General features: G+C 63.4%; 22 protein-coding genes, 1 tRNA gene and 1 pseudogene. 12 read left to right on the forward strand and 12 right to left on the reverse strand.

All coding sequences use genetic code 11. From position 1 onward, the window contains the following. Positions 1–24 precede the first annotated feature (24 nt). Complete coding sequence (locus ABEA06_RS14395; protein WP_345311950.1) at positions 25–531, reverse strand: ferritin; 507 nt, start codon at positions 529–531, stop codon at positions 25–27. A 174-nt stretch (positions 532–705) separates the two neighbouring features. Between ABEA06_RS14395 and ABEA06_RS14400 the strand changes: the two genes are divergently transcribed. After that, positions 706–782, forward strand: a tRNA-Thr gene (locus ABEA06_RS14400). 78 nt (positions 783–860) lie between these two features. Beyond that, positions 861–1,673 (forward strand): methyltransferase domain-containing protein, encoded by an 813-nt coding sequence (locus ABEA06_RS14405; protein WP_345311951.1) that lies wholly within the window; start codon positions 861–863, stop codon positions 1,671–1,673. Positions 1,674–1,682: 9 nt separating this feature from the next. Here the strand turns inward: ABEA06_RS14405 and adhP are convergent, their stop codons facing one another. Then, a complete protein-coding gene (gene adhP, locus ABEA06_RS14410) occupies positions 1,683–2,708 on the reverse strand; it encodes an alcohol dehydrogenase AdhP (RefSeq protein WP_345311952.1) in 1,026 nt (341 codons plus the stop codon). 161 nt (positions 2,709–2,869) lie between these two features. After that, positions 2,870–3,745 (reverse strand): DsbA family protein, encoded by an 876-nt coding sequence (locus tag ABEA06_RS14415; RefSeq protein WP_345311953.1) that lies wholly within the window; start codon positions 3,743–3,745, stop codon positions 2,870–2,872. Positions 3,746–3,939: 194 nt separating this feature from the next. On the opposite strand from ABEA06_RS14415, the gene ABEA06_RS14420 reads away from it, so the two are divergent. Genes ABEA06_RS14420 through ABEA06_RS14430 form a run of 3 tightly spaced genes read left to right on the forward strand, consistent with a single transcriptional unit; the run spans position 3,940 to position 7,553 of the window. Next, entirely contained in the window at positions 3,940–5,490 is a 1,551-nt protein-coding gene (locus ABEA06_RS14420) for an alpha,alpha-trehalose-phosphate synthase (UDP-forming) (RefSeq protein WP_345311954.1), read from the forward strand. After that, positions 5,471–6,274 carry a trehalose-phosphatase gene (otsB, locus tag ABEA06_RS14425; protein ID WP_303382970.1) on the forward strand — a complete coding sequence of 268 codons (804 nt, stop codon included), beginning with the start codon at positions 5,471–5,473 and terminating at the stop codon, positions 6,272–6,274. Before ABEA06_RS14420 ends, otsB begins: the two co-directional genes overlap by 20 nt. Position 6,275: 1 nt before the next feature. Next, entirely contained in the window at positions 6,276–7,553 is a 1,278-nt protein-coding gene (locus ABEA06_RS14430) for a DUF4032 domain-containing protein (protein WP_303382969.1), read from the forward strand. Between the two features lie 18 nt (positions 7,554–7,571). Here ABEA06_RS14430 and ABEA06_RS14435 read toward each other — a convergent pair whose 3' ends face one another. From ABEA06_RS14435 to ABEA06_RS14465, 7 genes are all read right to left on the reverse strand, one after another. Further along, complete coding sequence (locus tag ABEA06_RS14435) at positions 7,572–8,525, reverse strand: transporter substrate-binding domain-containing protein (RefSeq protein ID WP_345311955.1); 954 nt, start codon at positions 8,523–8,525, stop codon at positions 7,572–7,574. Positions 8,526–8,533: 8 nt separating this feature from the next. Then, positions 8,534–9,367, reverse strand: a complete 834-nt coding sequence (locus tag ABEA06_RS14440; protein WP_303382967.1) for an amino acid ABC transporter ATP-binding protein — start codon at positions 9,365–9,367, stop codon at positions 8,534–8,536. Beyond that, positions 9,364–10,323: an amino acid ABC transporter permease gene (locus tag ABEA06_RS14445; RefSeq protein WP_345311956.1), complete on the reverse strand. Its 960-nt coding sequence runs from the start codon at positions 10,321–10,323 to the stop codon at positions 9,364–9,366. Before ABEA06_RS14445 ends, ABEA06_RS14440 begins: the two co-directional genes overlap by 4 nt. 161 nt (positions 10,324–10,484) lie before the next feature. Further along, positions 10,485–11,081 carry a TetR/AcrR family transcriptional regulator gene (locus ABEA06_RS14450; protein WP_303382973.1) on the reverse strand — a complete coding sequence of 199 codons (597 nt, stop codon included), beginning with the start codon at positions 11,079–11,081 and terminating at the stop codon, positions 10,485–10,487. A gap of 2 nt (positions 11,082–11,083) precedes the next feature. Next, positions 11,084–11,899, reverse strand: a complete 816-nt coding sequence (locus tag ABEA06_RS14455; protein ID WP_312395860.1) for a ferritin family protein — start codon at positions 11,897–11,899, stop codon at positions 11,084–11,086. Positions 11,900–11,902: 3 nt separating this feature from the next. Then, on the reverse strand, positions 11,903–14,161 hold the full coding sequence (locus ABEA06_RS14460) for an HAD-IB family hydrolase (RefSeq protein ID WP_303382828.1): 2,259 nt from the start codon (positions 14,159–14,161) through the stop codon (positions 11,903–11,905). Positions 14,162–14,259: 98 nt separating this feature from the next. Then, positions 14,260–15,147, reverse strand: a complete 888-nt coding sequence (locus ABEA06_RS14465) for a hypothetical protein (RefSeq protein WP_345311957.1) — start codon at positions 15,145–15,147, stop codon at positions 14,260–14,262. Between the two features lie 91 nt (positions 15,148–15,238). Between ABEA06_RS14465 and ABEA06_RS14470 the strand changes: the two genes are divergently transcribed. The 3 genes from ABEA06_RS14470 to ABEA06_RS14480 are packed head-to-tail and all read left to right on the forward strand — an operon-like array spanning position 15,239 to position 18,571. Beyond that, positions 15,239–16,021 carry an SDR family NAD(P)-dependent oxidoreductase gene (locus ABEA06_RS14470; protein ID WP_303382826.1) on the forward strand — a complete coding sequence of 261 codons (783 nt, stop codon included), beginning with the start codon at positions 15,239–15,241 and terminating at the stop codon, positions 16,019–16,021. Positions 16,022–16,025: 4 nt separating this feature from the next. Further along, a complete protein-coding gene (locus ABEA06_RS14475) occupies positions 16,026–16,865 on the forward strand; it encodes a lysophospholipid acyltransferase family protein (RefSeq protein ID WP_345311958.1) in 840 nt (279 codons plus the stop codon). Positions 16,866–16,894: 29 nt separating this feature from the next. Then, positions 16,895–18,571: an FAD-binding oxidoreductase gene (locus ABEA06_RS14480; RefSeq protein ID WP_345311959.1), complete on the forward strand. Its 1,677-nt coding sequence runs from the start codon at positions 16,895–16,897 to the stop codon at positions 18,569–18,571. Between the two features lie 151 nt (positions 18,572–18,722). Here the strand turns inward: ABEA06_RS14480 and ABEA06_RS14485 are convergent, their stop codons facing one another. Then, positions 18,723–20,738: an acetoacetate--CoA ligase gene (locus ABEA06_RS14485; protein ID WP_345311960.1), complete on the reverse strand. Its 2,016-nt coding sequence runs from the start codon at positions 20,736–20,738 to the stop codon at positions 18,723–18,725. A gap of 43 nt (positions 20,739–20,781) precedes the next feature. Further along, complete coding sequence (locus tag ABEA06_RS14490; RefSeq protein WP_345311961.1) at positions 20,782–21,486, reverse strand: FadR/GntR family transcriptional regulator; 705 nt, start codon at positions 21,484–21,486, stop codon at positions 20,782–20,784. Between the two features lie 152 nt (positions 21,487–21,638). Here ABEA06_RS14490 and ABEA06_RS14495 point away from each other — a divergent pair, with 152 nt between their 5' ends. From ABEA06_RS14495 to ABEA06_RS14510, 4 genes and pseudogenes are all read left to right on the forward strand, one after another. Beyond that, positions 21,639–22,337, forward strand: coding sequence for an FAD-dependent oxidoreductase (locus ABEA06_RS14495; RefSeq protein WP_345311962.1), 699 nt, complete (start codon positions 21,639–21,641; stop codon positions 22,335–22,337). Then, positions 22,268–22,714: an FAD-dependent monooxygenase gene (locus tag ABEA06_RS14500; RefSeq protein ID WP_345311963.1), complete on the forward strand. Its 447-nt coding sequence runs from the start codon at positions 22,268–22,270 to the stop codon at positions 22,712–22,714. The genes ABEA06_RS14495 and ABEA06_RS14500 overlap by 70 nt, the downstream gene beginning before the upstream one ends. Then, complete coding sequence (locus ABEA06_RS14505) at positions 22,711–23,127, forward strand: VOC family protein (RefSeq protein ID WP_345311964.1); 417 nt, start codon at positions 22,711–22,713, stop codon at positions 23,125–23,127. The genes ABEA06_RS14500 and ABEA06_RS14505 overlap by 4 nt, the downstream gene beginning before the upstream one ends. Positions 23,128–23,198: 71 nt before the next feature. After that, positions 23,199–24,059: pseudogene (locus ABEA06_RS14510) on the forward strand (fumarylacetoacetate hydrolase family protein). Positions 24,060–24,243: the final 184 nt, after the last annotated feature.

A 24,243-nucleotide genomic window follows, 5' to 3' on the forward strand; every position in this document is an offset into this window, starting at 1 on the left:
ACGCTCAGCCCACATGTCGTTGAGCTATGCGCCGGCCGGGGCCTTACGAGAACCGAGTTCGGTGTCCAAACGGAGCAGACCCGGGCCATCATTGTGGACCAGGCGCACCTGATCGCAGATTCCCTCCACGGTGGCTTCTTCCTCGACCTGCTCACTGATGAACCAGTGCAGCAGCGGCATGGAGTCGATATCGCCCTCTTCCTGGGCCAGACGGTACAGGTTGCGGATGGACTCGGAGACCCTGCGCTCGTGATTGAGGGCGGACTCGAAGCAACCCAGGACCGATTTGTCCTGGATGTTGGGCCCGGCCATGTCACCGATTTGCGGATCCCCGCCGCGGTCGACCATGTGGTCGATGAACTTCTCCGCGTGCGTGATTTCTTCGGCTGCCTGGGCGCGGAACCATTGAGCGAATCCGGGCAGGCTCGCAACGTCCATTTCAATGGCGAGCTGGCGATACACGACGGTGGCCTGCAGCTCCATGGTGATTTGATCGTTGATGGCTTGGGCAAGTTTTCCCTTGATTTCCATGCCCATTATGAAAGCACGTTTGAGTGCCACCCGATAGTGAGTAATTCCTTACTAAGTACGGGAGTCCTCGGTGCTGCTGAGCTCTCACCAATGGCTTGCGGTTCGGCCAAACCGGAGTTGTCCAGTACCATGGAGCGGTCCCACCGCCGCGCCCCGACGCTCGGCAACGGGCACGCCCCCTTAGCTCAGATGGCCAGAGCATCTGTCTTGTAAACAGAGGGTCGCCGGTTCGAATCCGGCAGGGGGCTCCACCATCGCACCGCCCGGAGGCTCGTCCCAGCATCCGGGCGGTACTTCTATCCACTGTGGGCAAATGGTAGACCGTTGCCATGAGCTTCTACTCTCACGGTCATGCGCCCTCGGTCCTGGCGTCCCACGGCACCCGGCGGGCTGCGGATTCCGCGGCCTACCTGTTGCCCGAGCTCAGCCCCGGCGTATCCCTACTGGATATTGGTTGTGGGCCGGGATCCATCACCCTGGACCTCGCTGAGACGGTGGCCCCGGGCAGGGTGATCGGCATGGACCAGTCGCTTGAGGCCATCACTTCCGCCGCCGACGCCGCCCGGGAGCGGGGGTTGCCCAACGTCATTTTCCGGATCGCCGATGTCTACGCCCTTCCCTTCGAGGACGGCAGCTTTGACATCGTGCACGCCCATCAGGTCCTTCAGCATCTACCCGATCCCGTGGCCGCCCTGCGGGAGATGTCACGGGTGTGCACCCCGAACGGTTTGATCGCGGTGAGGGACGCGGACTACGCATCCATGGCCTGGTTCCCGCAATCCGCGGGACTGAGTCGGTGGCTCGAGCTCTACCGCTCCATGGCGCGGGCCAATCGAGGCGAACCGGATGCTGGCCGGCACTTGAAGTCATGGGCGCGCATGGCGGGTTTGCGAGAGACGAGGGTCACGACGTCGTCGTGGAGCTACGCCTCGGCACGGGCCACCCGTTGGTGGGGTGAGTCGTGGGCTGACCGGGTGCGGGCGTCGTCGTACGGGGACCGGGCCCTCGAGCTGGGACTGAGTACGCAGCCGGAACTCGACGGGATATCCGCGGCGTGGGAGGTCTGGTCGAAAGAGCCGGACGCGTGGTTTGCGATGCTGCACACCGAAATTCTGGCGCGCCCGGCCCTGCCCACCGAATAGACCAGCAGCCTACTGGTACTTGATCACCACGCGGCCGTCGATCTTGGCGTGGTGCATCTCGTCGAAGATCTGGTTGATCTCCCCGAGCTCACGGGTATGGAACGTGGGGTGGATCAGGCCGCGGGAGTAGAAATCCAGGGCCTCCTCCATGTCCTTACGGGTACCCACAATGGAACCGCGAATCGTGAGTCGTTTGAGCACGATGTCGAAAATGGGCGCGGGGAACTCTCCCGGGGGCAGGCCGTTGAACACGATGGTTCCCCTGCGTCGTGTCATGCCGATGGCCTGGCCGAAGGCATCAGGGTGCACGGCGGTAACCAGCACACCGTGGGCGCCGCCGATCTCCCGTTGAATGGTCTCGACCGGATCCGCCGCGAACGCGTTCACCAGGACTTCGGCGCCGTGCTTCTTGGCCAACGCGAGCTTGTCGTCGGCGACATCCACCGCGGCGACCCGCATGCCCATGGCCACGGCGTACTGCACGGCAAGGTGGCCCAGGCCACCGATTCCGGAGATCACGACCCATTCACCGGGCCGCACCTCGGTTTCCTTGAGTCCCTTGTACACGGTGACCCCGGCGCACAGGACCGGCGCCACTTCGTATGGATCTGCCTCCTCGGGAATGCGGGCCGCGAATTTGGCGTCCACCAGCATGTACTCACCAAATGAACCGTTGGACGAATATCCCGAGTTGGTTTGTTCCTCGCACAAGGTCTCCCACCCGGCCCGACAGTACTGGCAGTTGCCGCAGGAACTGCCCAGCCAGGCGTTACCTACCAGGTCACCCTCCTTGAGGTCATCCACTCCTTCCCCCACGGAGACCACGGTTCCCACGCCCTCGTGTCCGGGAATGAGAGGGAGGGTGGGCTTCACCGGCCAGTCGCCCTGGGCCGCATGCAGGTCCGTGTGGCAAACACCGGACGCGATCAATTTGACGAGTGCCTGCCCCGGCCCCGGTTGGGGAATCTCGACTTCGTCAATGGTGAGTTCATCACCGAAATTGTGAACCACAGCTGCTTGGAAAGTTGAACTCATCCTCATGCTCCTTTGCACGATGCCACTAGTGAAACCGCCTGAGCGGATTTTCAGTCTATGATACCCACATCACGGTGACAATGAACAAGCGGGCCCGCACCCTGTGGTGCCGGACCCGCTTCAGCGACGTTCGAAGACCGTCGGTGAACCTGTATTCGATTTTATTTCTTGGCCTCAATGGCGTCGTTGAGGGCCTTCTCGAAATCACCCTGGGCGTAGCGCTCGCCGTCCACGAAAATGGTGGGTGTGCCGGCGATCCCGTTCGCAACGGACTCCTGGGCCATGATGTTGATCATGGGCCGGTAGGTGTTCTCGCCCAGTTGATCGGCGCTCACGTCGGCGCCGTGCTTGGACGCGATCTCAGCGATCTCGTCGTTGCTCAAACCACCGGTGCCCTGGTGGGAGAAGATTTCCTGGGTGAAGTCCATGTACTGCTCGGGGTCGACCTGCTCGGCCACCAGGTAGGCGGCGTTGGAGGCGCGCGAGGAGTAGGCGTCGGGGCTACCGCTGTCCAGGAAGTTCAGGTTGCGGTTTTCCAAGGTCACGTCCCCGGAGAGCACCTTTTCTTTGATCAGATCGGAGTTTTCGGCCTCGAACTCAGCACAGTGCACGCATTCGAAGTCCTGGAAAACCACGAGCTGCACCGGTTCGTCGTTGTCCTTGGCCTCGCTGGCGTTCACGATGCCCGGCGGGGTTTTGGACTCGTCCACGGTGTCCGGACGCGGGGGCACATCACTGATGTCGCGCTCGTCCACGTCTGAGGTGTCCTGCAGGATCTGCGACTCGTTGAGCTGGATACCGCCGTACTGATTGGCGCTGGCGGGAACCGGCCCGGCCTCGGGAATCGTGTTCTTGTTGTTCTGCCAGATCACCAGCGCAATGATCAGCCCGATCACCAGCAGCAAGGCAATGATGCCCGCGATCAGACCCTTGGGCTTGCCATTGGACTTACGAGCCTCGCGGTCGGCGATCTGACGGGCACGTTCTCGTGCCTGGTCCGCGGTCGACGATCCGGCCGAGTTTTTCTGGGAAGCCATGGAGTCCGTGATTCCTTCCGGTCAATTGCTGTGTCCCGTTCAGATTACCCGGACCCCACTGCCACCACGATTCAGGAGTTGCTCAGAAAATGGCCGCTTCATATCCGGTCGCACTTTTCTCTGCCCAGCCCAAGAGTTAGTACGCAACCTTAGAATGGTCACGAACCCTAACCCGTGGGCGGAAGGAGCTCGTTGTGCCAGCAGACCAATCCGATCACCAGGTGGAGGTACCTCGGGAGGGGTACGACTTCGTGGTGGTGTCCAACCGGCTCCCCGTGGACCGTGACATCGATGAGAACGGCAACAGCGCGTGGCGCCGTTCCCCCGGTGGCCTGGTGAGCGCGCTGGCCCCGGTCATGGCCAAGCGCGACGGCGCCTGGATCGGATGGCACGGCGCCCCGGACGAAACCCTTGAGCCCTTTGATCACGATGTGTTCCACCTGGTTCCCGTGGAACTGTCCGGGCTCGAGGTCCAGCGGTATTACGAAGGCTTCTCCAATGCCTCGCTGTGGCCGCTCTATCACGACGTGATCGCCCAACCCGAGTTCCACCGAACCTGGTGGTACGCCTATCGCCGTGTGAATGAACGCTTCGCCCGCATGGCCGCTGAAACGGCAGCCCCCGCAGCCACGGTGTGGGTTCAGGACTACCAACTCCAGTTGGTGCCGCGCATGCTTCGCAGGCTCCGTCCGGACGTCACCATCGGTTTCTTCAATCACATTCCGTTCCCTCCCACGGAGATCTACTCGCAGCTACCGTGGCGTAGGGCCGTCCTGGAAGGTCTCACCGGGGCGGACCTGATCGGGTTCCAGCGCCCCGGCGACGCCCAGAACTTCCAACGGTGCGTGCGTAAGTTCCTGGGCGTCCGCTTCACCAACGGCGCCGCCGAATTCACCGAGACAACCATCGCCGACGACGCCGCGGCGTCGTCGTCGGGGCCGGGCCGGGCCACGAGCGACCGCGAGGGTCGGCGGACGTCGTGGACCGTTCACGCCGCCGCCTATCCCATCTCCATTGATGTGGAGGCGATCCGGGAACTGGCGTCGGACCCGGCGACCAGGAAACGCGCCAAGGAGATCCGGCAGGAACTGGGCAACCCGGAGACCGTCTACCTGGGGGTGGACCGACTGGACTACACCAAGGGCATTCTGCATCGCATCAAGGCCTACGGTGAGCTCCTCGAGGACGAGAAGCTGTCGGTCGAGAACTCCGCCTTGATCCAGGTGGCCAGCCCGTCTCGCGAGCGCGTGGACTCCTACATCCAGTTGCGCGAGCAGGTGGAGGGCATAGTGGGGCGGATCAACGGCCAATTCGACACCATGGCCAACACTGCCGTTCGGTATCTGCACCACGGCTACCCGTTCGAGGAAATGGTGGCCCTGTACATGGCCGCGGACGTCATGCTCGTGACCGCGTTGCGCGACGGGATGAATTTGGTGGCCAAGGAGTACGTGGCCGCCAAGCAGGATCGCTCGGGAGCATTGGTGCTCTCCGAGTTCACGGGTGCAGCCGAACAACTCAAGCAGGCCATCCTGGTCAATCCGCACGATATTGACGGGCTCAAGGAGGCAATGCTCTACGCCCGCGACATGCCCGGTTCGGAGGCCAAGAAACGTATGAGTTCCATGCGCCGTCAAGTGCTCACCCACGATGTCGTGGACTGGTCCCAGCGTTTCCTCGAGGACCTCGCCTCGTACGGCCGGCAATCGGTAGGGAGTGAAACCAATGACCGAAACGCTCAGTGATGCTTTGGCCCGCACCGCCGGCGCGGATCACCTCTTGATTGCTTTGGATTTCGACGGCACCCTGGCCCCCTTCACGGAAGACCCCGCGGATTCCCGTCCCCTCCCCGCTGCTCGCGAGGCGCTGGACACTCTCGCTGATCTGCCTCGCACCACGGTCGCGATCATTTCCGGCAGGCCGCTTGAGTTCTTGCGCGCCGTGGTCGATCCCGCTCGCCGCATGGTGTTGTCGGGCTCTCACGGTGCGGAACTGGACTTGACTGCGCTGCCGGATCTGCCGGAGGACGCCGAGCACGACATTCATTTGACGGTTGAGCAGCTGAACCTCCTGGACCGTGCGGTGGACGCGACCGAGAGGCTGGTGTCCCAATATCCTGGCTCCCGCGCCGAACTGAAACCAGCCGGAGTGTGTTTTCACACCCGGCCGATCAAGGACCAGAGGGTTTCGGAACAGGCGTTGGCGGAGATGACTCGCGCCTATTCGGAGCTGGCCGGTTTGCGGATCACCCCCGGGCAGCAAGTGGTGGAGTGCTCGGTGCTGAGCGCGACCAAAGGGGACGGGCTGAGAATCATCAGGGCCGCCGCGTCACCGGACGTCATTGTTTTCGCCGGTGACGACGTCACCGATGAAGATGCCATGGCGGTGCTGACCGTGGACGATCTGGGGATCAAAGTGGGCGAAAAGGAGTCCGCGGCGCGTCAACGCGTCAGTGGGCCGGAAGAACTCGCCGACCTTTTGAGCGTTTTCGCCGACCAACGAGCGCGTGTGGTGACTAGCATCAAGTGACATGAACGCCTCCCCGGCACAACCTCTCGATTCCCCCGTATCCCCCGGTTCCCGGCGGGTCTCGATCAGCACCGCGTTCCCGGACCCGGCCCTGTTGGATCTGCCGTGGCACGTTCCCCTCGAGGAGTGGCCGCCCGAGGTGCTGGCCGCGTATCCCCGCGGGATCTCGCGCCACGTGGTGCGCTTCGCGCACGTGGGTTCCAAGGTGGTGGCGGTCAAGGAAACCACGCCCCACTACGCGCAGCGGGAGTACGGACTGTTGCGGCGGCTGTTGCGCATGGGCACGCCCTCGGTCACGCCGGACTCGGTGGTCACCAACCGGTTGACCGCGGAGGGCGAGGAATTACCCGCCGCGCTCGTGACGGATCACCTGAGCTTTTCCCTGCCCTACCGGGCGATCTTCGAACAAGTCCCCTCGCCGCAGACGGTCGAGCTGCTGGTGGATGCCTTGGCGTCCCTGATCGTCCAGTTGCACCTGTCCGGGTTCTACTGGGGTGATGTGTCCCTGTCGAACACGTTGTTCCGCCGCGACGCGGGGCATTTCGCCGCGTACCTCGTGGATGCCGAAACCGGTGAGATCCACAATGAACTCTCTCGCGGTCAGCGTGACTACGACATCGAGCTGGCCCGCACCAATGTGGCGGGCGAGATCATGGACCTGCTGGCCGGTGAGGACATGCAGCGCCGGCTCGAGCAGGTTGGGATGACCCCGGATGGCGTCGACCCGTTCGAAATCTCGGACCGTCTGGTCAGCACCTACACCAACCTGTGGGAAGAACTCACCGCCGAGGAGAGTTTCGCCCTGGACGAGCGGTGGCGGGTGCAGGCCAGGGTGGAGCGGCTCAATGAGCTGGGCTTCGACGTGGAGGAGGCCTCGCTGGAGTCCGATGATTCGGGGCAGGTGCGGTTGCGTCCCCGGGTGGTCGAACCCGGCCACCATGCGCGACGACTGCTGCACCTCACGGGGTTGGACACCCACGAGAATCAGGCGCGCCGCATCCTCACGGACATCGGACAGTTCGGGCAGGCCCTGTACCCGGGGCTTCCCGAGGACCTCACGGCCCAGCTGTGGATGCGCGAGATCTTCGTACCCATCATGGAGGCGGTTCCGGCCGAGATGCGGCGCAAGCTCGAACCCGCGGAAATCGTCCACGAGGTTCTGGAGCACCGTTGGTTCATGTCCGAGAAAGCGAGTAAGGACATTGCGACACCCAAGGCGGTCAAGGACTATGTGAAGTCACAGCTGTCGGCACGCCCCGACGAGAAGGACGTCTTCTAGGCCTGCGCCCCGGTAACCCTAGGGCATGCCGGTCTCTTCGGTGACGATCAGGGACTCCGGCAGGAACTCCTCTCCCAATCCCCATCGCGTGAGTGCGGCACGGTATTCACCGGACGTGATCGCCGATTGCAGCGCCGCTTGGAAAGGCCGGGCCAAACCGGAGTTCTTGAGGGTCGTCGCCGCGACCAGGGTGGATTTGGGCCAGCCGGCACTGATCTTGCCCCTGACCTCCAGGTCGTCGCGGGTGGCCGCGTAATACGAGCCCGTGGGAAACGGCGACAGGTAGTAATCGATACGACCGGCCGCAAGCGCGAGCACCGCGTTCGTGTTGTCCAGATACAAGTCGAGTGCGGCCGGTTCCTTGCCCTGCGCCTCCAGTTGCTCGTTCCACGCCATCACGATTTTTTCCTGGTTGGTGCCCGGTGTCACCGAGAGTTTCCGTCCCGAGATGTCATCCGGGGACTCCACCACCGGTCCCTGTCCCTTGCGAGCCAGGAAACCCATGTAGGCGGCGCGGTAGGTCGCAAAATCGTAGAGCTTGAGCCGGGGCTCGGTGACACCCACGTTCGCGAACGTCGCGTGATACTCGTGGGCACCGAGTTTGAGTGGCCAGTTCTCCCAGGATGTCACCTGTGGGTTCAGTTCGAGCCCCAACTTGTCGGCAACGAGGTAGGCGGTGTCCACCTCGGAACCAATTGGCGTGACATCGTCGGTCGCGCTGAACGAAAGCGGCGGCGAGGTGTTGAGCACTCCCACCGTGAGCACACCGCCGGCTGCGATGTTCTCCGGCAGCAGGGCCCGCGCCGCAGGGTCCACGTCGGAGCGGATCCGGCTGTTCTGTTCCGGACTCAGGTCGAACGGTACGCCGTCCTCGCGGGTCGGCTGGGGCTGCTCGGGCTGGGTGCACGCGGCCAGACTCAGCAGTCCCAGGCCACCCAGTCCGGCCGCGCGCAGCACCGTGCGACGGTCCATGGCGCGGTTCACAGGTTGTACGCCGGTTCCAGGACCGACCCCAGGAACGCCCGGGTCCGCTCGTGCTTCGGTGCCGAGAACACCTCGCGCGGTGGTCCCTGCTCCACCACCACGCCGTCGGACATGAAGATCACGGTATCGGCGACGTCGCGCGCAAAACCCGTCTCGTGCGTCACCACCAGCATGGTCACGCCCTGGGATGCGAGGTCCCGGATCACATCGAGTACTTCACCGACCAGCTCGGGATCCAACGCCGAGGTGGGTTCGTCGAACAGCACCACGGCCGGGTCCAGGGCGAGGGTGCGCGCAATGGCCACGCGCTGCTGCTGACCACCGGAGAGTTGCCGGGGGAACACCAGTTCCTTGTCCTCCAGGCCCACACGCTTGAGAAGTTCACGGGCCTTGGCCCGCGCCTGGGCCTTGGAACGCCCCAGTGCGGAGACCTGTGCCTCCATCACGTTGTCCAGAACACGCAGATGCGGGAACAAATTGAATTGCTGGAAGACCATGCCCACGTTCGTGCGCCGACGCAGGATCTCCTTCTCGTGCAATTCGTAAAGCTTCTCGCCGCGCTGTTCATAACCCACCATTTTGCCGTCGATGGTGATGCGGCCCGCGTCGATGTTCTCCAGGTGATTGACCGTGCGCAGCAGCGTGGACTTTCCGGATCCCGAGGGCCCCAGGATCGCGGCGACCTCGCCGGGTTTGATGTCCAGGCTTACGCCCTCGAGCACCCGCACGTCCCCGAAGGATTTGTAGACGTTCTCGATCACCACGTGTCCCTTGGACGGCCGGTCGTCGTGGCGCCGCGATTTCTTCTGGTCCTTGGCGGTGGAACTCATCGTGCGCCTCCAATGCGGGAACGCAGCCGCTGCAGCGGCGTGGGCGGAAGAGTTCGCACCGCACCGCGCGCAAAGTGTCGCTCCACGTAGTACTGAATGATGTTGAGGACGGTCGTGATGATCACGTACCACAACGTGGCCACGAGCAGCATGGGGATGACCTCATTGGTGCGGGCGTAGATCACCTGGATCGTGTAGAAGAGCTCGTTGTACGCGAGCACGTAGACCACCGAGGTGCCCTTGACCAGGCTGATGATCTCGTTGAACGCCGGCGGCAGGATGGAGCGCAGCGCCTGGGGCAGCACGATGTGCGTGGACCGGCGCCAGCGCGGAATACCCAACGACGCCGCCGCCTCCTGTTGGCCTTGATCCACCGCCAGAATGCCGCCGCGGATGATCTCCGCGGAGTATGCGGCCTGATGCAACGTCAGGCCCAGGACCGCGGCGCCGAACTTGTTGACGATGTCCGTGGTCGGTGCCTGGAAGAACATGACGTCCGTTCCGGGAATGCCCACGCTGATGACCTCGTAGAGGTACCCCACGTTGTACCAGAGCAGCAACTGCACCAGCAGCGGCACCGAACGGAAGATCCAGATGTAGAACCACGCCACCGAGGACAGCAATCCCGAGCTGGACATCCTCATCAGCGCGAGGAAGAAGCCCAGGACGAATCCGCCCACGGCCGCGATCGCCGTGAGCAACAAGGTGTTGCCCAGGGCATTGATCACGGATTCGGCGGTCAGCCATTCGGCAACCACGTCCCACTGCCACCGCGGGTTGGTGAACAGCGACCACCCGATACCGACCAGCACCACGGCCACGAGCGCGGTGCCCACCCAACGCCATGGATTGCGTGCGGGGACCACGGTCAATGCGTCCGGGCGCCGAGCCGGTTCGGCGGGCGGTCGGTCCGATTGCTCGGCCCCCGCGGGCGCGGCGGTGGATGACGATGTCACGCGATACTCCTGGACTGTCAGAGAATGAAGTCACCGCGGTAACGGTAACGCCTCTCACCGTAAGAGGTCGGCGGAGTCGAGATCGAAACGCCCGACCCAAAACTTCACAGTCGTCATACTTGTCATAAAAGACCCCGAGATCACGGGGATTTCAACCCCGATCATTCGGTGGGTTTGACGGCCACCAGATTGGCCAGTGTTGCGTGGACCCGACTCGGCCACGCCTCATCCAGGCTGCCATATCTCGCCACGTGCGCGTAAGAGGCCCCCAGCATGAAATCAATGACAACGTCCAGGTCCACGTTCTCCCGAATCAGACCGAGGTCCTGGTCACGCCGCAGCAGGTCCCTGAGGAGTTCCATGCGGGGCCTGATAATTTTGCGCCGCAGGACCTCCGAAGTGGTGGAGTGTGGGTCCTGGAGAAGCGTCAGAACCAACCCCTTACCCACGTCCTCGAACAACACCTCGATGGCCGAGCGCACGGACTCCTCCCAATCCCCCGAGCCGGGCGATACCGGGGGCAGCCCGGTATAGACGTGCTCCAGCACGGCTTCCAGCAGTTCGTCGCTGTTGTTGTAGCGGCGGTAGATCGAGGTCTTGGCCACCCCGGAGACCACGGCAACGGCCTCGATCGTGACCTTCTGAGGCCCGAACTCTCGCAGCAACTTCAAAGCACCCGCCAGGATCTTCCGATCCGTGCGAGCGGTACGAGGGTCCGGAACCGGGCCCCGCTGGGAGACCGGGGAATCAACCACCATGCTCAAGCCGGGGCGGTCTGCGCCCGGTGGCCCGCGCGCGCATGAGCGGTGGCGTTGTGGAAGATTCGCAGACCGTCCATGCCCGGCAACCTGGCAATATTATGGTCCAGCCGATCGATTTCATGGGCACCGTCCTCCCCGCCGAAAAGCTTGCCCATCACGTGATCCACCTCGCCCGCGTCCATGACGCCCGAACCCACGGGGGCCCAGAATTTCCGCAGGGCGAACCGCGTGAGGCGCTGGGCCTTGCGAGAGGATTCCAGGCGCCGTCGGGCCTGGGTCGCATAAAAGGCCACGTGACGCGACTCCTGCGCGGCAATCCGTTTGAGCAGCACCGCCAGCACGGGGTGCTTCTCGAGGTTCGCCAATCGCCGGTACGCGGCAACCGCGGACCATTCGTTGGCCGCGCCCCACGCCATGTGAGTCGCAATGAAATCGGCCCCGACCATGTTGGACAGTAACGACTGCTTAAGGGGTTTGAGCGCCTCGGACCAGCCGAGTTTCATGCGCTTTGCCTTGAGCTCGTCGTAGTCGACCACGATGCCGTGGACTCCCAGGACCTCCGCCAGCGCTTCACCGTGCCAGTACTCCTCCCGGTTCCACATGGTCATGAACGTGGAGACGTCCTTGTCCTGGTGCGAGGGAGTCACCAGCATGTCACGCATGTAGCACACGGTGTGGTACTCCACATCGCACATGTACCGCAGGCAGCGCAGGGTGTCCTCGGGCAGTGGACGAGTGACGAACTCACCCATATCCAGGTCGGCCCATTTCACGCGCTGCGATGTTTCTGCGAACTTGTCGATGTTGAAGGCCATGGCTCAGGCTTTCCTCCAGTCCTCAATGGGCCAGTGCGATTTCTTCGCCCGCCGGTACAGGGGCAAATCGGGGTTCACGGCGTGTGCGTGAGCCACTTGGGACAACCAACTGGCGTCGGCCACCGAGTCTCCGTAGCCGTAGGAGCGGCTCAGGTCGAATCCGTTCTCCTCCGCGTAGCGCTTGAGCCACTGGGCGCGGGCCTCGTCCACGAGCGGCGGGGTGGCGAGATAACCGGTGAGCTTGCCGTCGGCCACTTCCATCCGGCCCGCCACCACGTGGTCGAACAGGTGCGTTATGGGACTGACCAGCAGGTCGAGAGAGCCGGTGACCAATACTGTGTGGTGACCGGCCGCGCGATGCTCTTCGATCCGTGCGAGGGCACCGGGTCGCAGACCCTTCTCCATGGCCCGGCCCAGGGAACCGTTCATGAGCTCCTCCACGCGGTCCACGGAGACGCCTTCGTAGCGGCGCAGGAACGCGCGGATGAACTCTCCGCGGTCTCGACGCTCGGCCTTGACGTACGTGGGTGCGTTGCCGAGCAATTCGGTGATCTCGCCGGGCCACTGCATCGGGCTGAGTTCCCTGCGGCGCAGCTTGGCGTACTGGGTGATGATATTGCCGGACACCACTGTGCCCTCGAGGTCGAAGACCGCCACCACATCGGTACCGGACTTGAGCGCGCGCGGTCGGGTTTCACGTTTGCGAGAGGCAGCCCTCAACCGGCCGTATGCGCGGGTCATTTCGGTGAGGGCGGGCAGGTGCACGTTCTGCCAGTAGTCCCGCCAGTCAATGGCCCGCGGGTCGAAGTGCTGGTCCTCGGGTGCGGACTCCGGTAGCGCCCGGTCCAATTGGCGCGTGTGGGTGTCGTCGAAGATCATCTCGGTGCGCGTGTAGTTCTGGTACAGGTCCACGTAGGTGCGCAGTGAGCCCAGGCCCGCCTGCATCCGGTGCAGGGAGTTGGTCCACTCGCGGGTCCGCGCTGTGGCCGGTAGGACGGCGCTGAGCTTGCCGCCGGCCGCCGCCAATTTCTCCTTGAGAGCGAGCCCGCGCTCCACCGCGTTATTCGCCGGGAACTTCCACTCGGGAACGGCAATGGGGTTGCCGTGGGAATCCTCGAGCGGCTGCGCGCGGAAGAACTCACGCACGTTCTCGTACATCTGGTGGAACGGCAGCGGATTCGACGCACCCGAGCACACCTGGTAGTAGGCGGCCTGCGGGTCCATGTCCGTTTCTTCGGTCAGCTCGCCCGACGGCGCGCGGTGCCCCTGGGTGACCAGGGCCACGATCGCGTTGACCACGAAATCAACCGGGATCACGTCGAGCACGGAATCCGGCAGACCGGGGAACTCGGGCAGCGCGCCCTTGGCGTAGGCCATGATGAGGGGGTCGGCCACCTTGTAGCCGTCGATCCAGCCGGGGAACGGGTAGCGCAGGGCGGACTCAATGATGGCCGGGCGCACGATGGACAGCTGGTGACCCGCGCCGGCCCACTTCTCCTCCGCCACTCGTTCGCCCAGGGCCTTGGTAAAGGTGTAGATGTCGGTCCACCCCAAGGACTGCGCACGGGTTCGGCCGTGGTCGACCAGCCGTTCCTGAACCCATGCCTGCCGAGCTTCCTCCGCGGCGCGAGCTACGGACTTGGGGCCTTCCTTGCCGAACTGGGAGGTGGCCTTCTCGATGAAAGCCTGCAGCCGTTCGGGTGAGCGGGATTCCACCTGAGCGGTGTCTGCGGCGCGAACCGCGGCGTCGAACTCGACGTTCCAGTCCACGTTGTGATCCACGGGCGCTTCGGGGCGCAACCCCTTGGCGATACCGCCCACGTAGCACGTTGACACGTGCACCACGTGCGGATCCTGGCCCGTTGCGCGCAGGGATTCGTACAGGCCCACGGCGCCGCCCACGTTGGTCTTGAAGGCTTCGTCAATGGGCGGGTCGAAGGACACGGTCGATGCGGAGTGGACCACCACGTCGAACGGTTCGGTGATACCGGCCAAGCCCGTGAGGTCACCCTCGAGAACGCTTGTGCGTTCCGTGAAGATCTCTTCCGCCCGTTCCTTGCCCACCGATTCACGCCACGTCTTGAACACCGGCTTGCGCAACAGTTGTTTGAGGCGAGCCTGACCGGACAAAGACCCTTTGGCGCGGATCACCGCGGTCACGTGAATGTCCTCGTGGCTGGACAGCAGTCGTTCCAGGACTGCTTGCCCCAAGAAGCCCGTGGCTCCCGTGAGCAGGACGCGCTTGGTGGTGGTCTGGGTCAACGGGTTCCTCCGGAGGTAGGGATGCTCGGACACGGTTGTCGCGGGAAGATGAGGCCGAGTTCCCACCGGCCCGTGGATCAATTGATGTAGAGAAGAGCCTAACGGTTCACCACGTGGTCACGTTCGAGCGCTCGGCGCAGCGGTTCCGTACCGGCCGTCCCCGGTGAGCACTGCAACGGATCGTCCGCGCGGTGCGGCAGCAGGCGGGCCTCCCGCACGGTGGGGCAAATGTTCCGCATGAATTCTCGGAAGCTCTTCCTGGATGCCCCCACCGGTCGCAGCGGGTTAAAGCCGATCTTCACGTAGCGGCGGGCAAACGCGGCGGCCCGTGGTGAGTGCCGCACCCGTTCACTGGTTTCGACGGCGATGAACCGTTCGTGGACGGTCTTGATCTCGACCACGCGCTTCAGAAGAGCCGAGAGCTCCGGGTGGCTCGCGGCGTCGTCGAAAGCGGCGAGCGCGGCGCGCATACTGGCCTCTCGTGACCACCCACGCGCCATGTACCCGGCCACGACATCTTCGCCGAACAGATTGGTCCACACGGAATCGGTCATGGGCGCCAGGTGTTCCAGGAACAGCTCGACACGCTCCGGGAACAGGTTGGCCTGGTCCACGGGGCCGGAAAGATCCTTCCCGTGAGCTTCGAGGACGGCCTGATAGGCATCGGCGATCCAGTGGCGCTCGTAGGCCCATGTGGTGAGGAACGCGGCGACACGCGATTCCTTGTTGGTGTAGCCGACCACCACGTGGCGGATGTGTCCCATGGTGGACCGTTCGACGTCCCACAGGTAGCGCAGATCCCGGAGCCGCTCGGGGCTCAACGGATTCTCCCGAAAGGCGTTCGTATCGATCTCTGCGCGCAGGCTGCCCTGCGCATCAATGGTGAATTGTTGGACCTCGAAGGGGGTTCGCAGGACAAGTTCCTGATCCGTGGGCCCGTACAGCCTGCCCTGTCGGTGCAATGCCAGGTAGGAGTCCTCTGCCACTGTCCCTCCTCGATGATTCGGGGCGAACGCGCGTGTTCGTGGGGGGTCATGAACCCAAATCGCTACGCCTACCGTAGTGTATCTTAGTGGCATGCTTACCGCTCTTGTGACCGGTGGAACGTCAGGCCTGGGAGCCGCGTTCGCACGCTCGTTAGCCCGTAAGGGCTTCAACCTGATCTTGGTGGCCCGCAATGAAGATCGGCTCCGAGAAGTTTCCGAACAATTGGCCGGTGAGCACGGCATTCACGTGGACGTCATGGCGGCGGATCTGTCCGAGCGTCATGATGTGGAACGGGTTGCCCAACGACTCGCGGACACGACTCGTCCCGTGGACCTACTCATCAACAACGCCGGATTCTCGGTGGGCACCCCCTTTTTGAGCGATGACTTCTCCCCGCACGACGCGGGCATGGATGTCATGTGCCGCGCCGTGGCTCTGCTGTCCGGCGCGGCCGGTCGCTCCATGACGCAGCGCGGCACAGGATGGATCGTCAATATCGCCTCCATTGCCGGGTGCGTCACCATGGGTGAGTACTCATCCATCAAGGCCTACGTCACGTCCATGACGGAATCCCTGGCGGTCGAGCTGCACGGCACGGGCGTGCAGGCCACCGCGGTTCTGCCGGGTTGGGTGCGCACGGAGTTCCACAGCCGCGCCGGCATCGCTGGGTCCTCGATCCCGAACTTCATGTGGCTCACCGCCGACGTCGTCGCGGACAAGGCCCTCGCCGACGTCGCCCGGGGCAAGGTCCTCTCGATTCCCGCCGTCCGCTACAAGGCGGTGTACACGGCCCTGCGCCACCTTCCGCGACCCGCGGTGCGTTGGATCTCCCGTCAGGTCTCCGGGGCACGCAAGCGCGAGAAGGCGGCCTGATCCCATGGCATCCGACGACAAGCAGTCCGATCCTCCCCAGAGTGAGAGCAGACGCCCTCGCGTCAAACACCCTCGCCAGCTGGTGGAACGCCCCCAGATCATGGAGTCGCTCGAGGGGCCGGTGGCCCAGTCCGACCCCGCACCCTCCGCACCGCCGGCCGATTCCGCAAAGGTGGGCACCGCCTACTACACACATGTGGGTCGCAGGATTGCGCGAAAGCTCGCGCAGACGATCTTCTTCAAAGGCCTGGTCAATCGCCTGATCACCCGCACCAACGTGGTGGATCCCGCGGCCTACGGGGTCAAGGGCGGGTGCGTGGTGGTGGCCAATCACTCGAGCCACCTGGACGCGCCGCTCGTGATGAGCGGCGTGCCCCACTACATCTCCCGTGATCTTGCCACGGGTGTGGCCGCCGACTACTTCTTCACGGCCTGGTACAAGAAGCTGTTCACCCAGCTGATTTTCAATGCTTTCCCGATCGACCGCGTCGGAACCGGCGCCAACCGCGGGCTGTCCAAGAAGTTGCTGGCCGCGGGGATACCCATCTTGATCTTTCCCGAGGGAACGCGTTCCAAGACCGGCAAGATGGCGCCCTTCAAGGTGGGCGCTGCCAGCCTGGCCCTTTCACTCGAGGTTCCCGTGGTGCCCGTGGCGTTGATCGGTGCTCACGAGGCCATGCCCAAGGACTCGAGCTGGCCTCGTCCCGGTAGGCCACCCGTGGTAGTGGCTGTGGGAGCGCCCCTGCGCGCGCGCGGAAACGAAACCGTCACTGGGTTCAACGAACGCATCGAAGCGGCGGTTCGCGCCCTGTACGCTTCGAATCGAAGCAAGATTCAGGATTGAACACCCCCTTAGAAAGAGGTCACACAGCAGTGGCACATGTGAAACACCAGAAATGGTGGGGCTGGGGCGAAGAAGGCGTTTTCTTCAATTACGAGAACAAGCCCGCCTTTGCTCCCTTCGTCAAGGAAGCCATCGGAGTGACACTGCGACCGCGCGAGCGGGACACCGTGGACTTCTCGACCGCGCACGTCCCCGCGTCCCAGGCTCCGGATACGGTTCTCGAGCTACTCCGCCAAATCAATGGAGCGGACAACGTCAGCACCGAGGACGAACTGCGCGTGATCCACTGGGCCGGCAAATCCGTGACGGAGCTTCTGCAGACTCTGCGCAACGATTTCCACCGCATCCCGGACGTCGTGGTCTACCCCGGCACCGAAGCTGAAGTAGCTGCCCTCATGCGTGCAGCCGTCGAGCATGACCTGGTGCTCATTCCCTTTGGTGGCGGCAGCAGCATTTCCCGAAGCCTCCAACCGGATCCGTCGGAGGAACGGTGCATTGTTTCCGTGGACCTGGGGCGCCTCAACAAGGTGCTCGCGATCGACGAGACCTCCGGACTCGCAACCATTCAAGCCGGCATTCTCGGTCCCGACATGGAGGAGCAGCTCAACGCCCGCGGTTGGACGCTGGGCCACTTCCCCGATTCCTTCACGTACTCCACCCTCGGTGGCTGGGCAGCGACCCGTTCCTCCGGCATGCAGTCGGACAAGTACGGGGACATCGCGGACATTATTCGCGGTCTGCGCATGGTCCGGGCCACGGGCACCGTGGTGCTGCGTCCGTTGCCGTCAACCTCCACCGGCCCGAGTCTGCGGGAGATGATCATCGGCTCCGAGGGCCGACTGGGCATCATCACGGAACTGACCGTTCACGTGCACCGGCTGCCGGAAAAGCACCAGGTCATCGCGTACATGTACCCCACGTGGCAGCAGGCGCTCACCGCTGTCCGCCAGTTCACGGAGGCCGAGATCCCGCTCACCTTCGCGCGGATCTCGGACGCCCACGAGACGGCGTTCTCTCTCGCAACGCAGAAGAAGCCGACGTCGCCCAAGGGCAAGCTCGCGGCCAAGGGCCAGGACGCACTGTGGGCCATCATGCGAAAGCGCGGTTGGGACACGGATGAGATGTGCATCTCCTACGTGTGTTTCGAGGGCTCGCCCAAGGACGTGGAGACACGCAAGAAGGCCGTGGCCGGCATCGCCAAGAAGAACGGAGCCATTGTGCTCGGTTCGGGTCCCGGCGCCCTCTACGACCAGAAGAAGTTCGACACCCCTTACCTACGTGACTTCCTGCTTGAACAGAACACGGTGGGTGACGTGTCCGAGACCGCTGCCCCGTGGTCCAAGCTCACCACCGTGCACAAGGCCGTCTACGACGCCGCGGAACGCGCCTACGCATCCCTGGGGAAGAAGGGGTGGATCATGTCGCACATGTCCCATTCCTATCACTCCGGTGCGTGCCTGTACTTCACGTTCGGTTACGTCTATGACGACAAGAACCCGTACGACGAGTACCACACCGTCAAGAGCGCCATCCAACAAGCGTTCATCGACAACGGAGGAACACTCTCCCACCACCACGGTGTGGGCCTCGAACACCAGCCGTGGATGGAGCAGGACATCTCCCCGGAGGGCGCGAACATCCTGCGTGCGCTGTTTTCCAGCACGGATCCCGGAAATAACTTGAATCCCGGGAAAGTCATTTCCTGACTCGGAGTCTCGTCGGCCACCCTGACTGCTCCCCCGGTGCGCGCCGAAATCTTCGGTCCGCACCAGGGGAGCAGTTCGTTTCAAGAACAAGCGCGCGGTCGACGGCGCCTGATGGGTTCCCCCGTACCAAGCGGATGACCCGGCGCCCAGTTCACTGTGCCGGGCGCGTTTGCCGTTTCTCGTAGTCATGGGCGGTTCGGGCATACCAGTCGAGAACCTCGGCGTCCTCGGCGGTGGCACGATTGAGACTGTTGGCATCCGCCCCCTGGAACAATTTCTTGACCGGGATTTCCAATAATTTGCCCGTTCGAGTCCTGGGGACGGCCGGCGCCTCAATGATCTCGTCCGGTACGTAACGCGGCGATATCTGTTCCCGGATAGTCGCCACGATTGTTTCTCGCAGCTCCTCCGAAAGATTCGTCCCGGGCTCCGGAACCACGAACAGTGGCATGTAGTAATCACCCCCGGCCAGCTCGGCACCGATCACCATGGACGCGGACACCCCGGCCACCCGGTCCACCACCTGGGTGATGTCCGCGGAGCCCATGCGAATACCCCCTCGGTTGATGGTGGAATCCGATCGGCCGTGAACCACGAACGGGCCGCTGTTCAATTGGGTGACCCAGTCCCCATGACGCCACACTCCGGGGAACACACCGAAATACGCGCTTTGATAACGAGACCCGTCAAGGTCGTTCCAGAAGTACACGGGCATGCTCGGCAGCGGTTTGGTGACAACCATTTCGCCCACCTCGTCCCATACCCGTTCACCCTGACCGTTCCATGCTTGAACGTCCGCCCCGAGGTACGGGCCTTGGAGTTCGCCGCGGTACACGGGTTGGTAAGGGTTGGACCCCATGAAGGCGCTCGTGATGTCCGTTCCGCCGGAGTCGGACCCGAGCCGCACGTCCTCGGAGACTGATTCGTACACCCAGTCCCATGTGGTGTCAGGAAGCGGGGAGCCCGTCACCAGAATGGACTTCAAGGCGGAGAAGTCCTGGTGGACGTTGGGGACCACGCCCGATCGTTCGATCATGGTCAGGACACCGGCGCCCGTGCCGAAGAACGTGGCGTTGTTCTTGGCCACCAACTCCAAGGATTTCTGTGGGCCGCCAAAGGTGGGAGCGCCGTCGTACGTGATGATGGTGGCGCCCGTGAGGAGGATGCCCACGGACATGTTCCACACCATCCAGGTGGTGGCCACGGCGAAATACGCGACATCGGTGGGACCCAGCCCGGCGTGCAACCCCAGGGCCTTGAGGAACTCGAGTGTCACGCCACCGTGGGAGTGCACGATGCCCTTGGGCTTGCCGGTGGTTCCGGATGAGTAGAGGATCCACAGGGGGTGCTCGAACGGCACCTGCTCGTAGTTGGGCTCGGCACGTTGCGCAATGAGGTCCGAGTACCGCAGAGCGTCCGCGGGCAGCTCGCCCACGGTGTCACGGGGCTGCTGATCGATCACGATCAGCTGCTCCACGGTGGGTAACACTTCTCGGAGCGGAGCGTACGAGTCCGTCATGTCCCTGAGCTTGCCGCCGAATCTGTAACCATCCACGGTGAACAGGATCTTGGGCTCGATCTGCGCGAATCGATCGGCCACGCCCTCCGGCCCGAAGTCCGTGTTGACCACCGACCACACTCCACCCACCGACACGGTGGCCAGCAGGGCCACGGCTGTCTCGGGAATGTTCGGAAGTACCCCGGCTACCCTGTCCCCCGGTTCGACTCCCAAGTCGCGCAGCCGCTGGGCCACGGATGCCACCTGTGATTCCAGCTCGGACCACGTCATGTGACGAGCCGGGGCATCCTCGTACTCACCAATGATGGCAATCTCATCCGGGCGTGTTGCTGCGGCCCGCAAAGAATTTTCGGCGTAGTTCAGACGCGCACCCGGGAACCACTGCGCGCCCGGCATCGTCTCCCCCGTCAACTCCTCGTCCCCGGGCTCGGAGGCAATGACATCGAAGTAATCCCACACGCCCCGCCAGAAATCTCCGAGGTGATTCACCGACCACGTGTGAAGTGCAGAAAAATCGGGGGCCGTGACTCCGTAGGCCCGTTCCACGTACGACGCGTAGTCGTACATCCTGGAACTTCGGACGGATTCCTCCGAGGGAGCCCACAGAAGCTTGCGATCAGTGTGGGCAGGCGATGTTTCGGTGCTCATGTGCATGTCCCTTCCAATTGCCGAGCAGTTATGCCCGTCGCTCTCACGGTTTGTTCTGGATGCTGTGTTCTGCGGCCAAGCGCATGGCTTCGGCGTGGTCCCGCCTGTCGAGAGCGTTCACCAGGTCGACATGAAGTTGATGACGCGCACGAACGTACTCGGGCAAGGGTCCGGCCGTGCCGGATTCAATGGCCACAGTGTGCGTTCGAATCATGTCCATAAGACTTAAGTAAATGGAACGCAGCGGCTGATTCGGTGTCACCGCAGCGATCACCACGTGCAGGTCCCAATTCGCCCGCAGGAAGCCCAGGTAATCCTGCGTCCCCATGGCGTCTTCCATTTCCTGCAGTGAGCGTCGCATCCGAACGATGTCCACGGCGGATGAATGAGACACGGCATCTTCAATGAGCAGCGGATCCAAGGCGTCGCGAATCCGAACCGCGTACCCGACATCTGCGGCGTCGTCGTCCAGGGTGAGCAGCGCATGCCCCAGACGGGCAAGCGGTGGCGGTGAGGCGGTGAACAGACCGCCCCCGGGCCCCGTTCTCGTAGAGATCAGCCCCCGGGACTCCAGCAGTCGAACAGCCTCGTTAATGCTGCCTTTCGAGACACCCACGCGTTCTTGCAGCTCTTTCCTGGTTCCGAGGCGGGCCCCCAGTTCTTCCTGCTCAACCCATCGTCCAATGACCAAAGCCGCCTGTTCGGCACGGCTCAGTTCCGACTCTAGTCCGGTCAATGCCTGGGTCATCGTTTTTCTCACCTCGGTCTTTCCTGTCGCCGGTCCCACAGTGGCCACGTTCGTCACATGGTAGCGCTGCGGGTTTCCACTTCACCCCTTGACGTGTGATCCACACCACCCTCATGCCATACCTTTTGAGCATGACTAACAGGGCCTAATTGATGGAAAGTCTCAGGCAGCATTCCTCCGCTCTCAGCGCTGACGTCCTGGTGGTGGGCGCGGGCCCCGTGGGGTTGAGCCTGGCGCGCCTCCTGGGCCTCCGCGGCCACCAGGTCACGATTGTCGAGCGAAAGGCGGACGCGTACCCCCTGCCACGCGCTGTGGTGTTCGATGACGAGATCGGGCGCATCTTTCAGAACTTGGGCCTCACCGATGAAATCCAGAACATCTCACAGGCGGTACCGGATCACTACGAGTGGCGTAACAGCCAAGGACAAACCCTGCTTGCCATGGACTGGTCCGGAACGGGGCCGTGCGGCTGGCCCATTGAAAGTTTCTTCTCCCAGCCCGTACTCGAGAACGTTCTGGCGCGGGCCGTTGCCGACATGGACAACGTCACGGTGCTGCGCAACGTCGAGTTGACAGGCATCCAGGAAACCACCGATGGCATCGTGGGTACTTGTCGCGGGCCCGACGGGCCGTGGTCGATCGAGGCGAGGTTTCTCGTCGGGTGCGATGGTTCACGCAGTACCGTTCGGGAGCTCCTCGGTGTCGGGATGACCGACCTGGACTTCCGATACGACTGGCTGATCGTGGACGCATCGCTCTTGCCGGAGATGCCGCCCATCAGATGCCGCCGTTCGCCGGGCAAGGCATGTACTCGGGGATCCGGGACGCCGCGAACCTCGCGTGGAAACTAGACCTCGCCCTGGCGGGATCGGCTCCGTCCACCATTCTGGACACCTACACGAGTGAGCGCACGGTGCACATCCGTCATGCCATTGCCATGTCGGTGGCACTCGGGCGCGTGATTTGCGTGCTGGACCCGCAGGAGGCCGCCGAGCGCGATGCGCGCATGATCGCCGGCAAGGCAGATCCCGCCGTGGTGCTTCCGCCGGCGGACCCGCCCGTTCTGGGCGCCGGATTGCTCGACCCGGCCGCGGGGGCGCCGGGGTGGCACGGAACCCTCGCATCCCAGTTCCCGGTTGACGGCGGACCGCTCGACGACGTCGCGGGCTACGGGCACGTGCTTCTGACCAGGGACAGCGCGGCCGTGGACGACCGGCCGCGTGGTTGAGTAATGACGAGGCCAACCACCGGATTGCGCTGCTCGCGTTCCCCGATCTGGAAGCACCGGTCGACAAGGGACACACCGCAGGCCTGCGCCACACTGCCTTCGAGTACCCCGAATTCAATTCATGGATCATGAACTACAAGCGGCTCAAGCGATTCGGGCTGGAACCGTTCGTGTGCCTGGACCATCGAATGACCATGTCCATGTATTACCAGGATCCCGAGGGCACCGGTGTGAAAATCCAGGTGGACGCCTTTGGCGACTGGAGCAAATCCATCTCGTGGATGTACTTCTCCTCCGAATTCGGAGAAAACCCCATTCGTCACCATTTCGATCCACAGCAGATTCTGGAGGCCTACGAGTCCGGCATGTCCCAGGAGGAGGTCCACGCGCGTGCCCGCAAACGGGAGTTCTAGCCCGAGGTCATCCCCGACATCCACTTGCCCGAGGCCTGGTAGAAATCCGCACTGTTATTTAAAGGAGATTCATGAAACTCGCCAACGTATCCGGTAGAGCAGCCCTCGTCACCGTCGAGGGAACGGTCGTGGACGTCGACCGCGCGAGCTCCGGCGCCTTTGGAGCAGATATCACCGATGTCTACGAGCGGTGGGACGACTTCTTGTCCTGGGCCCGTGATGCGGACCTGGACGCGTTCGAGGCGCAACCGCTGTCGGAGAAAGCCCTTGGCTCACCGTCCCCGCGGCCTCGTCAAGTCTTGGCTATCGGACTCAATTACAGTGCGCACGCCGCCGAATCCGGGTTCGAGCGCCCGGAGAAGCCGCCCCCGGTCTTCACCAAATTCGTTTCCGCGCTCACGGGGCCGTTCACCACCGTAGACCTTCCCGAGGGCGGGAATACGGATTGGGAGGTCGAACTCACCGTCATCATGAGCAAGGAGGCTCACCACGTGGCGGCATCCGATGCGTGGGACTACGTGGCGGGGCTGACTGCCGCGCAGGATCTCTCCGAAAGAGTCACTCAGCTGCAGGGCCCGGCCCCGCAGCTCGGATTCGGCAAGTCGTTTCCGGGCTTCCTTCCCGTGGGCCCCTACCTCGTCACACCGGACTAGTTCGGGGATCGGGACGCCATCGATGTGTCCTGAGACATCGACGGGGAAATCATGCAGAGGGGAAATACGCGTGACTTGATCTTCTCGGTCGCGCACTTGATCGAGGGCCTGTCCAATATCGTGACCCTGTACCCCGGCGATCTGATTCTTACCGCCACACCCGAGGGTATCGGCGCGGGGCGCAAACCTCCACGTTTCCTCTCCGACGGCGAGGTCTTGACCTCCCGTATTCAAGGAATCGGTGAATTGCGTCAGAGCTTCGTAGCCAACCGAGGCTGAGACCGGCCGGATAGAACTAATCCGTTAAACACAACGAGGGGCGCCAATGGTGGTTGGTGCCCCTTTTTGTGTGGTGTTGTTAAATGTGTTGAGGGGATGCTCACCCGTGGGTGTGCATCCCCTCAACTGAAGTGAATTTCGGCGGTGTCTTACTCTCCCACACCCTTCCGAGTGCAGTACCATC

The organism is Kocuria gwangalliensis, from assembly GCF_039544365.1.
Classification (GTDB): Bacteria; Actinomycetota; Actinomycetes; order Actinomycetales; family Micrococcaceae; genus Kocuria; species Kocuria gwangalliensis.